Consider the following 11,856-nt stretch of genomic DNA (forward strand, 5'->3'; position numbering starts at 1 on the left):
GGCGAAATCCGGCGCAGCGGTGAGGCCGGAATGTGGCAAACAGCCTGAATGGTCACGCTTTGCCAGCTTGAATCATGCAGAGATCTCAGGGATTCGCGTTTGAAAACATGACAAGATTGACAGGCGTCGATAGCACTGCAAAATATTGCAAACGATCTGTCGGCCACGATGTCGACGGACAGTCTGGAGGGACGCGATGAGGAGGACACGGTCGTCGCTGGCCTGCGCGCTTGCGCTTTCCGCATCCATGCTGGCTGTGATCCCCGCCTTGGCGCAGGACCCGGTCGCCGCGATGCGTGATCGTCCGGCCGAGGACGAGGTCATCTACTTCCTGCTGCCCGACCGCTTCGCCAACGGCGACGCATCGAACGATCGCGGCGGCCTGTCCGGCGATCGGCTGGTCACCGGCTACGACCCGACCGATCCGGGCTTCTACCACGGCGGCGATCTGCGTGGCCTGACGGGGCGACTGGACTATCTGCAGGGTCTTGGCGTTACGGCGCTATGGATCGCGCCGATCTTCGCCAACAAGACCGTGCAGGGCCCGGCGGGGCACGAGAGCGCCGCCTATCACGGCTACTGGATCACCGACTTCACCCGCGTGGACCCGCATTTCGGGACCAATGACGACTTCCGGGCGCTGGTCGCGGCGGCCCACGGGCGGGGGATGAAGGTCTACCTGGATATCGTCATCAACCATACGGCCGACGTGATCCGGTATCGCGAATGCCCCGCCAACGACTGTGGCTACCGCTGGAAGGGCGACTATCCGTACCAGCGCCGCGGCGGTCTGGAAGGCGAAGCGATAAACACCGGGTTCGACGGCTCGAACTTCGACGCCCTGACGCGGCCGGACTATGCGTACACGCCCTACGCCCCGGCCGGAGAAGACGACATCAAGGTCCCCGCCTGGCTGAACGACGTCAGCCTCTATCACAACCGCGGCAACAGCGTTTGGTACGGCGAGAGCGCGCTGGACGGCGACTTCGCCGGTCTGGACGACCTGTTCACCGAGCACCCCCGCGTGGTCGAGGGGATGATCGACATCTATGGCGACTGGATCGAGCAGTACGGCATCGACGGCTTCCGCATCGACACCGCGCGCCATGTGAACCCGGAGTTCTGGCAGGCCTTCGTTCCGGCCATGCTGGAGCGCGCGCGCGCCAAGGGCATTCCGAACTTCCACATCTTCGGCGAGACCTACGACTTTGTGGTCGCCGACGCCGCCAGACACACCGTCGTCGACGGTCTGCCGTCGGTGCTGGACTTCGCCTCGCAGCGGGCGATCCAGGAGGCAGCGACCGGCACAGCCGGACCGATCAATCTGGCGCAGGTGCTGCGCGCCGATCCGATCTATGCCGGAGGAGCTGAGACCGCCCGCCGCCTGCCGACCTTCACCGGCAACCACGACCTGGGCCGGATCGGGCACCTGATCCTGAAAGCCCTGCCGAATGTCGGCGACGCCGAACTGCTCGACCGCTCTGCACTCGCCCACGCCATGGTCCTGCTGGGGCGCGGCGTGCCGGTGATCTACTACGGCGACGAGCAGGGCTTCACCGGCGACGGTGACGACCGCCGCGCCCGACAGGACATGTTCGAGACGCAGGTCCCGACCTACGCCGACGACCGGCGTGTGGGCTTGGCCTCCGGCCCGTTCGACACATCCGCCGACATGTACCGCCGCATCGCGGAGATGACCCGCGTGCGCGCCGCCGACGGCCGCCTGCGTCGCGGGCGCGTCGCCATCCGCATCGCCGACCAGACGCCGGGCGTGCTCGCGATCTCGCGACTCGACGACACCGGCGAGACCGTGGTGGTGTTCAACACCTCGACCGAGGCGCGCGATGTGAACGTGCCGGTCGAGGCCGGCTCCCCGTCCTGGCGTGCGTCGCTTGGCGTCTGCCCTGCCCGCGCCGCAGCGCCGGGTGTCCTGTCCATTTCCGTGCCCGCCCTGGGCTACCTTGTCTGCGTTTCCGAAGGCCCCGCGTGACCGTCCAGATTCTCGAAGCGACCGAACCCCATGCCGACGCCGCAGACTGGTGGCGCGGGGCGGTCATCTATCAGGTCTATCCGCGCAGCTTCGCCGACACGAACGGCGACGGCATCGGGGACCTGAAAGGCATCGCCGACCATCTGGAACACATCGCCTCGCTGGGCGTGGACGCGGTCTGGATCAGCCCCTTCTTCACCTCGCCGATGAAGGACTTCGGCTACGACGTGGCCGACTACTGCGACGTCGATCCGATCTTCGGCACGCTGGCGGACTTCGACGCCCTGCTGGAGAAGGCGCATCGCCTCGGCCTGCGGATCATCATCGATCTGGTCTTCTCGCATACCTCGGATCAGCACCCGTGGTTCGCCGAGAGCCGACGCTCGCGCGACAACGCGAAGGCGGACTGGTTTGTCTGGGCCGACGCCAAGGCGGACGGTTCGCCGCCCTCGAACTGGCAGTCGGTGTTCGGCGGTCCGGCATGGACCTGGGACGCGCGGCGCGGCCAGTACTTCATGCACAACTTCCTGCCGGAGCAGCCGCAGCTGAACGTGCACAATCCGGAGGTCCAGGACGCGCTGCTGGCCGCCGCGAAATTCTGGCTGGACCGGGGCGTCGACGGCTTCCGCTTCGACGCCATCAACTTCTCGATGCACGACCCGAAGCTGACCGACAATCCGCCGCTGCCGAAGGGCGGCAAGCGGACCCGGCCGTTCGACTTCCAGGACAAGATCAACAACCAGAGCCAGCCGGAGATCGTCGATTTCCTGAAGCGCATCCGCGCCCTGACCGACAGCTACGGCGGCCGGTTCAGCGTGGCCGAGGTCGGGGGCGATCATGCCGAGCGCGAGATGCAGGCCTTCACCGCCGGCGACGACCGGCTGAACAGCGCCTACGGCTTCCTCTACCTCTACGCTCCGGCCCTCGAGGGCGCGATGGTGGCGGCCGCCAACGACATCTGGGACGGACGGCAGGGGCAGGGCTGGCCGTCGTGGACCTTCTCCAACCACGACGCCCCGCGCGCCATCTCCCGCTGGGCCGAGGGCCGCGATCCGGACGCCGTGGCGCGCATGGCGATGCTGCTGCTGATGTGCCTGCGCGGGAACGTCTTCATCTACTACGGCGAGGAGCTGGGCCTGCCGCAGGGCGAGGTGCCCTTCGAGCGGCTGGTGGATCCCGAGGCCATCGCCAACTGGCCGCAGACACTGGGCCGCGACGGCGCGCGCACGCCGATGCCGTGGCAGGCCGACCGCCCCTTCGCCGGCTTCTCCAGCGTCGAGCCGTGGCTGCCGCTGGATGCCCGCCACGTTCCCCTGTCGGTCGACCGGCAGGAGGGCGATCCCAACGCCATGCTCCACGTCACCCGACGGCTGGTCGAACTGCGCAAGTCCCACCCGGCCCTGTCGCGGGGCGAGATGCGGATGCTGGACGCCGATGGCGATGTGGTCGCCTTCGAGCGCCGCCTGGGCGCCGAGCGACTGATGTGCGTGTTCAATCTCGGCCACGCGGAAGCGAAATGGACCGCGCTCGAGGGCTGGCGTCTGGTCGAGTGGGTCAACCTCGGCGCGGGGTCGGCGGGCGTACTGCCGCCGCTGGCTGGACTGGTGCTCGCAGGCGAGCCCGGATGACTTCAGCCGCCGCAGCTCTCGCGCACGATCAGGTCGGTCGGGATTCGCTCGGAGCGGCCGACGGCGTCGCCGGGGTTGTCAATCAGTTTGGACACCAGCAGGCGGCCGGCCTTCATCGTGTCCTGCGCGATGGTGCTGAGCGCAGGGCGCGCGTAGCGGCTGAAGGGCACATTGTCGAAGCCGATGACCGAGACGTCCTCGGGCACCCGCAGACCGGCGTGCAGCAGGGAGCGGACGGCGCCCAAGGCGATCTGGTCCGAGGCGCAGACGATGCCGTCGAACTTCACCCCGCGACGGATCAGGCCGTCGACGGAGGCCTCGGCGGACTCGACCTCGAAATGGGCTTCCATGATCAGGTCGGGATCGACGCCCAGCCCGGTCTCTTCCAGCGCCTCGAGGTAGCCGCGGTGCCGCTGCATCGCCTCGGGCGGATCGAGATCGCCGAGGAAGACGATGCGCTTGCGGCCCAGCCGGGCGAGGTGACGCGTGGCGCGGCGGCCGCCGGCGTGGTTGTCCGAGCCGACCGAGCAGTACAACTGGTCCGGCATCTCGGCGCCCCAGACCACGAAGCGACCGTCGGTCTCGGCCAGCCGGTTCAGGCTCTGGTGCAGGAAGGACTGGCCCAGGAAGATCACGCCGTCGGCGCGGGTGTTCATCGCCGCGGACAGGTCGTCGTACGAGGTCGGGGCGAAGTGGCTCATGATGACGTCGCAGCCGCGCTCCCGCGCCGCCTCGCCGACCCCCGCCAGAAGCTCAAGGAAGAAGGGATCGCTCAGCCGGCCCTCGCGCCCCTGCGGACGCGGCGTCACCAGGGCGATCACGCCCTCGGCGCCGACCGGGCCGGACGGCATGTAGCGGCGGAACGGATAGTCGTGCTCGCGCGCCAGCTTCCAGATCAGTTGTTTGGTGCGGGCGTTGACCGCCGGGCTGTCGTTCAGCGCGCGCGAGGCGGTCGAGATCGAGACCCCGGCCATCTGCGCCAGATCCTCGAGACGGGTGTTGCGACGGCTCACGCGCGGTGTCCTGTGACGATCTCGTCTGCAAAATTTGCTGCAAACCTTGCTTGTTCTGCGCCGCTGCGGTCGCGCTTGGCAAGTCCTGTTCTTCGGAGTGCGTGACCCATGCTGACCCGTCGTTTTCTTGTGTCCTCCGCGGCGCTTCTGGCCGCCCTGCCCGGCTCCGCGATTGCAAAGGACGTCCTCCAGGCGCCAGCCGGATCGGTCGGTGTGGCGCGCGCCTCATCCCCCAACGGCGTGCTGACGGTCGAGGTCGGCGTCACTGGCGAAGGCCGACCCGAGTATACCATCACCCGACTGGGCCGGCCGGTCATCGCCGCCTCGCGACTGGGCTTCATCCTGACCGATGCGCCCAAGCTGGAGCGCAACTTCGCCGTCACCGCCGAGGCGCCGACGCAGCATGACGACACCTGGGAGCAGCCGTGGGGCGAGCGCCGGTTCGTGCGCAATCGCTACACCGAGTTCCGTGTCCATCTGACCGAGAAGTTCGGCCTGCAGCGTCGCGTCGACGTGGTGTTCCGCCTGTACGACGACGGCCTGGGCTTCCGTTACGAGTTCCCTGAACAGCCCAACCTGACCGCGCTGAACATCGGCGAGGAGCTGACCGAGTTCGCGGTCGCCGATCCGGGCACGGCCTGGTGGATCCCGGCCTTCGAGTGGAACCGCGAGGAATACCTCTACAACCGCACCGCCATTGATCAGGTCGGCGTGGCCCAGACCCCGCTGACGGTGCGCACCAACGACGGCCTGCATGTGTCGATCCACGAGGCGGCGCTGGTCGACTATTCCGGCATGAACCTCCGCCGGGTCGAGCACGGGCGGTTCAAGGCGGCGCTGACGCCGGGTCTGTCGAACGCGGTGGTCGAGCTGGCCGTCCCCTGCACCACGCCCTGGCGGACGCTGCAGATCTCGGACAGCGCGGCGGGCCTGGTCGACTCCAGCCTGATCCTGAACCTGAACGAGCCGAACAAGCTGGGCGACGTCAGCTGGTTCAAGCCGATGAAGTATGTCGGTATCTGGTGGGAGATGCATCTCGAGCTAAAGACCTGGGGCTCGGGACCGAAGCACGGCGCGACGACCGAGAACGCCATCCGCCACATCGACTTCGCGGCCGAGCATGGCTTCGGCGGGGTTCTGATCGAGGGCTGGAACGTCGGCTGGGACGGCGACTGGTTCGGCAACGGCTGGGACTACAGTTTCACCCAACCCTACCCGGACTTCGACATCGAACGGATCGCCGCCCACGCCCGCAGCAAGGGCGTCGAGATCATTGGCCACCACGAAACCGGCGGGAACGCCTTCCATTACGAACAGCAACTGGATCCTGCCTTCGCCCAGATGCAGCGCTTCGGCTGGCACTCGGTGAAGACCGGCTATGTCGCCGACGCCGGCGGCGCGCGCGTGCGCGGCGCGGACGGCCAGCCGCGGCTGGCCTGGCACGAGGGGCAGGCGATGGCCCAGCATCATCTGCGCGTCGCGCAAACGGCCGCCCGCTATCACGTCGCGGTCAATCCGCACGAGCCGCACAAGGACACCGGCCTGCGCCGGACTTACCCCAATATGATCACCCGCGAGGGCGCGCGCGGCATGGAGTTCAGCGCCTGGGGCCAGCCGGGCAATCCGCCCGAGCACGAGGCCAATCTGGTCTTCACCCGCCTGCTGGCCGGGCCGATGGACTACACGCCCGGCGTCTTCGGCATGGAGACCCGCAGCCCCGACGGCATCGCCACGACCTGGGCGAAACAGCTGGCGCTGTACGTCGTCATCTACAGCCCGATCCAGATGGCCGCCGACCTGCTGGTCAACTACGAGGCCAATCCCGAGCCGTTCCAGTTCATCAAGGACGTGCCGGTCGACTGGGCCGAGAGCCACACCCTGAACGGCGAAATCGGCGACTACGTCACCATCGTCCGCAAGGACCGCAACTCCGATGTCTGGTGTCTGGGCGCCGTGACCGACGAGCATCCGCGCGTGCTGCAGGCCCCGCTGTCCTTCCTCGACGCGGGCCGCCGGTATCGCGCCGAGATCTATCGCGACGGACCGAACGCCGACTGGAAGGGCCGGCGTGAGGACATCGTCATCGAGCAGCGCGAGGTCACCGCCGCCGACACCCTGAGCCTGCAACTGGCGCCCGGCGGCGGTCAGGCCATTCGCTTCGTCCCGGTCGGAAGGGCCCGTCGATGAGCACAGCCGCGGCGAGCCGTCCCCGCCTGAGCGGGCTGGCCATCTGGAACATGTGCGTCGGCTTCTTCGGCATCCAGATCGGCTTCGGCCTGCAGAACGCCAACACCAGCCGGATCTTCCAGACACTGGGTGCCGAGGTGGACTCGCTCGCCATCCTCTGGATCGCCGCGCCCCTGACCGGCCTGCTGGTCCAGCCGATCGTCGGCTGGTTCAGCGACCGGACCTGGGGCCCGCTGGGCCGCCGTCGACCCTACTTCCTCGTCGGCGCGGTGCTGACGACCCTGGCCCTGCTGGTCATGCCGCACAGCCCGTATCTCTGGGTCGCGGCGTCGATGCTCTGGATCATGGACGCCTCGATCAACATCACGATGGAGCCCTTCCGCGCCTTCGTCGGCGACAACCTGCCGGCCGAGCAGCGTCCGACCGGCTATGCGATGCAGAGCTTCTTCATCGGCGCCGGGGCGGTGTTCGCCTCCTGCCTGCCGTGGATGCTGTCGAACTGGTTCGAGGTCGCCTCCACCGCGCCCGAGGGCGCGGTGCCGATGAGCGTGCGCATCTCCTTCTACGTCGGCGCCATCGCCCTGCTGGCGGCCGTCCTCTGGACCGTATTCACGACGAGGGAATACAGCCCCGAACAGCTGGACGCCTTCGAGCCGTCGGCGCCAGCCGACGTCACGACCGGTCGAACGGCCCGCGCTTACGGCTTGGGCACCCTGCCGTGGCTGGTCGTCGGTGCGGCGCTGGCCGCCCTCGTCAATGCGCTGTCGCTGGCCAAGGAGCTCTATGTCCTCGCCGCGCTTCTGGCCGGCTTCGGCGGGCTTCAGGCGATCGTCGCCGCGATGAAGTCGAAGGGGGGCTCGAACGGTCTGACGCAGATCCTCGACGACATCTTCGCCATGCCGAAGACCATGCAGGGCTTGGCCGTGGTCCAGTTCTTCAGCTGGTTCGCCCTGTTCTCGATGTGGATCTACATGACCCCGGCGGTGACCGCGGTTCACTACGGCTCGCCCGACCCGACCACTGCCGGATACGGCCAGGGGGCGGACTGGGTCGGTGTGCTGATGGGCATCTACAACGGCGCCGCGGCGCTGGCGGCCTTCGTCATCCCGGTACTGGCGGCACGCGCCGGACTGCGCGGCGCCCATGCAATCAACCTGCTGCTGGGCGCGGCCGGCTTCATCGGCGTGTTCCTGATCCGCGATCCGGCGCTGCTGTGGCTGCCGATGATCGGCGTCGGCTTCGCCTGGGCCAGCATCGTGTCCCTGCCCTATGCCATCCTGTCGAACGCCGTGCCGGGGCGGAAGATGGGCGTCTACATGGGCATCTTCAACATCTTCATCGTGGTGCCGCAGCTGGTCGCCGCGACCCTGCTGGGCGTGCTGCTGAAGACCTTCTTTGCCGATCAGGCCATCTTCGCCCTGGTCCTCGGCGGCGTCAGCTTCGCCCTCGCTGCGGTCGCCAGCCTGCTGGTGCCGAAAGCTCCCGAATGACCCTTTCCCGTTTCCGCCTGACGAGGTCCTCCATGCGCATCTTCCAGACCCTCCTCGCCGGCGCCGCCGCGGCCGCCCTCGCCCTGCCCGCCGCGGCCCAGTCCGTGGCTCCGGGAGCTCCGGGCGACACGCCGACCTGGGTCAACGCCGCCAAAACCGGCGCCGGCTCGTCCTACGAAGCCTATGTCGACGGCCAGTACCGCGACGGCGGCCCGACCGGCGACGTCAGCCGTGTCTGGTTTTCCATCGCCGACGGCGTCCTGACCGAGACCATGTATGGCCTGATCCATCAGGCGCAGATCAAGCAGATGCGCTTCGCGGTCTTGACCGGAAGCGGTCTTTCCGTCGAGGGAACCGACACCACCAGCCGCACCGAATATCTGCACGTCGATGCGCAGGGCCGGCCGCTGTCGCCGGCCTATCGGGTCGTCACGACGGACCGGCAGGGCCGCTACGAGATCGAGAAGCGTATCTATACCGATCCGGACCGGCAGGCGCTCGTCGTGCGCACCACCATCCGGGCGATGGCCGGCGAGATCACGCCCTACCTGCTTCTGGAACCGCACATCGCCAACACCGGCGTCGGCGATCGCGGCGAGGTCACCGCGCAGGGCCTGTTCGCCTCCGAGGGGGACACCCATCTGGCTCTCACCCCCAGCGCGCCATTCGAAGCGTCGAGCGTCGGTTTCGTCGGCGCCTCCGAGGGCCTGACCGATCTGGCGGATGGGCGTCTGGACCATCGCTACGCGACCACGGGCGACCAGACCGGCAACATCATGCTGACGGGCGCCCTGCCGGCGGTCGGTGCAGGCCAGAGCCTCGCCCGCGATTTCGTCATCGGCTTCGGCGACAGCCGGGCGGATGCGGAGAGCGCCGCGGCCGGCAGCCACGCCACCGGCCTGGACGAGGTCCTCGCCCGCTTCAACGGCGAGGGCGATCGCGTCGGTTGGGAGGACTACATCGCCTCCCTCGACCAGCTGCCGCGTCTGGCCGAACAGGCGACCGACGGCGGGCGGCTGGCCTGGGCCTCGGCCCTGATGCTGAAGGTGCAGGAGGATCGCACCCATGCCGGCGCCCTGATCGCCTCGCTGTCGAACCCATGGGGCGACACGGTGGACGCGACCAACAGCTCGACCGGCTACAAGGCCGTCTGGCCGCGCGACTTCTATCAGGTGGCCATGGCCATGCTGGCGCTCGGCGACACCGAGACCCCGCTGGCTGCCTTCCGCTATCTGCCGCAGGTTCAGGTCAATGCGCAGACGCCGGGCAACAGCGGAGCCACCGGCTGGTTCCTGCAGAAGACCCACGTCGACGGCGAAATCGAATGGGTCGGGGTCCAGCTGGACCAGACCGCCATGCCGATCATGCTGGGCTGGAAGCTGTGGAAGGCCGGGCTGGTCTCCGACGCCGAGATGAGCCGGATGTACAGCCAGATGATCAAACCGGCCGCCGACTTCCTGGTCGACGGCGGCACGGTCGGCCTGCTGTGGAACGACCGCCGGATCACGCCGCCCTGGACCCAGCAGGAACGCTGGGAAGAGCAGGAGGGTCACTCGCCCTCGACCACCGCAGCCGTAATCGCCGGGCTGGTGACCGCCGCCGAAATCGCCCGCGCCTCGGGCGACGAGGCCTCGGCCGGCCGCTACCTCGCCGCTGCCGACGACTATGAAGCGAACGTCGAGGCGCGGATGTTCACGACCATTGGCGAATGGGGCGACGGCCGCTATTTCGTGCGCATCACCCGCAACGACAACCCGAACGACAAGGCCCCTATCGGCGAGAACAACGGCCAGCCGGCCATGCCCGAGGACCGCATCGTCGATGGCGGCTTCCTTGAATTGGTGCGCTACGGCGTCCGCGCGGCGACGGCGGACTCCATCGTCGCCAGCCTGCCGGAGTACGATGACCAGACGCGCGAGGATCGTTTCCGCGTGCGCTACGACGTCAACGGCGTCCCGGCCTTCCGCCGCTACGGCAACGACGGCTATGGCGAGCAGACCGATACCGGTGGCAACTATGGCGTGGGCGGCGAGATGCACGCCGGCCAGCGCGGCCGCCTGTGGCCCTTCTTCACCGGCGAGCGCGGCCACTACGAACTGGCCGCCCTGATGGCCGTGCCGTCGGCCGACGCCGGCTGGATGACCGGCCAGATCGACGGCATTCGCCAGACGTATGTGCGAGGGATGGAGTCCTTCGCCAACGGCGGCCTTCTGCTGCCGGAACAGGCGTGGGACGGCGTCGGCGACGACACCGCCCACGACTACCGGCCCGGTCAGGGCACCAACTCGGCCACGCCCCTGGCCTGGACCCACGCGGAGTATCTGAAGCTGCTGCGTTCGCTGGCCGACCGCGCGGTGTGGGATCGCTACGCGCCGGTCGAGGAACGCTACGCACGCTGACGCTGGCGTCGCGTCGCGGCCGGAGCTAACGAGGACGGATGACTTCCGGACCCGTCCTCGTCACCGGCTCGGCCGGCTTCATCGGCTTCCACACCACGCGCCGGCTGCTGGCGCGCGGCGAAACCGTCATCGGCGTCGACAATCTGAACAGCTACTACGACCCGGCGCTGAAGCAGGCCCGGCTGGACCAGCTGTCGACCGACCCGAACTACATCCATCACACGCTGGATCTGGCCGACCGCGAGGGCATGGCCGCCCTGTTCGCAAAGCATCAGCCGCGCCGCATCGTCCATCTCGGGGCGCAGGCCGGCATCCGCTACAGCGTCGAGAACCCCGAGAGCTATGTCGACAGCAATGTCGTCGGCTTCCTGACCGTGCTGGAGGGTGCGCGGGCGGTGCAGGCCGAGCATCTTGTCTTCGCCTCGACCAGCTCGGTCTTCGGCGCCTCGGCCGCCCTGCCCTTCTCGGTGCAGCAGGGTGTGGCCCACCCGCTGAACGTCTATGCAGCGACCAAGATCGCCAACGAGGCGATGGCTCACTCCTACGCCTACATCTTCGGCATCCCCTCGACCGGCGTGCGGTTCTTCACCGTCTACGGTCCGTGGGGCCGGCCCGACATGGCGCTGTTCAAATTCACCCGCGCCATCCTCGAGGGGCGTCCGATCGACGTCTATGGCGAGGGCCGGATGGAGCGGGACTTCACCTATGTCGACGACATCGTCGACGGGGTGGTCGCGGCGCTGGACGACGTGCCCGGCAAGGATGCGTCATGGCGCGCCGAGGCCCCCGGTCAGGCCACCAGCGGCGTCGCGCCCTGGCGTCTGCTGAACCTCGGCGCCGGCCGTCGCGAGTTGCTGTCGCGCTACATTTCGGTGCTGGAAGACGCCATCGGCAAGAAGGCCATCCTGAACGTCATGCCGACGCAGGAAGGCGAGATGACCCGCACCGAGGCCGACGTCACCGAGACCCGCGCCGCCATCGGCTACGATCCGAAGACGCCCATCGACATCGGCGTGCGCAAGTTCGTCGACTGGTATCGGGACTTCTACAAGGTTTGACGCGGCTGCGAGATCACGCGGCAAGCCCGTGCTGATATCGCTAACCAGCACGACCTTCCGTGCAGCGCCACAGGATTTTATTGCGCCGCAC

At 68.1% G+C, this 11,856-nt stretch carries 7 protein-coding genes; 6 read left to right on the forward strand and 1 reads right to left on the reverse strand.

The window, feature by feature from the left end; all coding sequences use genetic code 11:
• Positions 1–196: 196 nt before the first annotated feature.
• Entirely contained in the window at positions 197–1,990 is a 1,794-nt protein-coding gene (locus tag ABDZ95_RS01385) for an alpha-amylase family glycosyl hydrolase (RefSeq protein WP_343789222.1), read from the forward strand.
• The gene (locus ABDZ95_RS01390; protein ID WP_343789225.1) at positions 1,987–3,618 is read left to right on the forward strand and encodes an alpha-glucosidase; all 1,632 of its coding nucleotides are present in this window, start codon (positions 1,987–1,989) and stop codon (positions 3,616–3,618) included. The genes ABDZ95_RS01385 and ABDZ95_RS01390 overlap by 4 nt, the downstream gene beginning before the upstream one ends.
• A gap of 2 nt (positions 3,619–3,620) precedes the next feature.
• Here the strand turns inward: ABDZ95_RS01390 and ABDZ95_RS01395 are convergent, their stop codons facing one another.
• Positions 3,621–4,631 (reverse strand): LacI family DNA-binding transcriptional regulator, encoded by a 1,011-nt coding sequence (locus tag ABDZ95_RS01395; RefSeq protein ID WP_343789228.1) that lies wholly within the window; start codon positions 4,629–4,631, stop codon positions 3,621–3,623.
• 108 nt (positions 4,632–4,739) lie between these two features.
• Here ABDZ95_RS01395 and ABDZ95_RS01400 point away from each other — a divergent pair, with 108 nt between their 5' ends.
• The 4 genes from ABDZ95_RS01400 to ABDZ95_RS01415 are packed head-to-tail and all read left to right on the forward strand — an operon-like array spanning position 4,740 to position 11,765.
• A complete protein-coding gene (locus tag ABDZ95_RS01400; protein ID WP_343789231.1) occupies positions 4,740–6,818 on the forward strand; it encodes a glycoside hydrolase family 97 protein in 2,079 nt (692 codons plus the stop codon).
• A complete protein-coding gene (locus ABDZ95_RS01405) occupies positions 6,815–8,308 on the forward strand; it encodes an MFS transporter (protein ID WP_343789234.1) in 1,494 nt (497 codons plus the stop codon). The genes ABDZ95_RS01400 and ABDZ95_RS01405 overlap by 4 nt, the downstream gene beginning before the upstream one ends.
• On the forward strand, positions 8,305–10,707 hold the full coding sequence (locus ABDZ95_RS01410) for a glucan 1,4-alpha-glucosidase (RefSeq protein ID WP_425542926.1): 2,403 nt from the start codon (positions 8,305–8,307) through the stop codon (positions 10,705–10,707). The genes ABDZ95_RS01405 and ABDZ95_RS01410 overlap by 4 nt, the downstream gene beginning before the upstream one ends.
• A gap of 38 nt (positions 10,708–10,745) precedes the next feature.
• Entirely contained in the window at positions 10,746–11,765 is a 1,020-nt protein-coding gene (locus ABDZ95_RS01415) for an NAD-dependent epimerase/dehydratase family protein (RefSeq protein ID WP_343789237.1), read from the forward strand.
• The last annotated feature ends 91 nt before the right edge of the window (positions 11,766–11,856 follow it).

This window comes from Brevundimonas kwangchunensis (assembly GCF_039523815.1).
Lineage (GTDB): Bacteria > Pseudomonadota > Alphaproteobacteria > Caulobacterales > Caulobacteraceae > Brevundimonas > Brevundimonas kwangchunensis.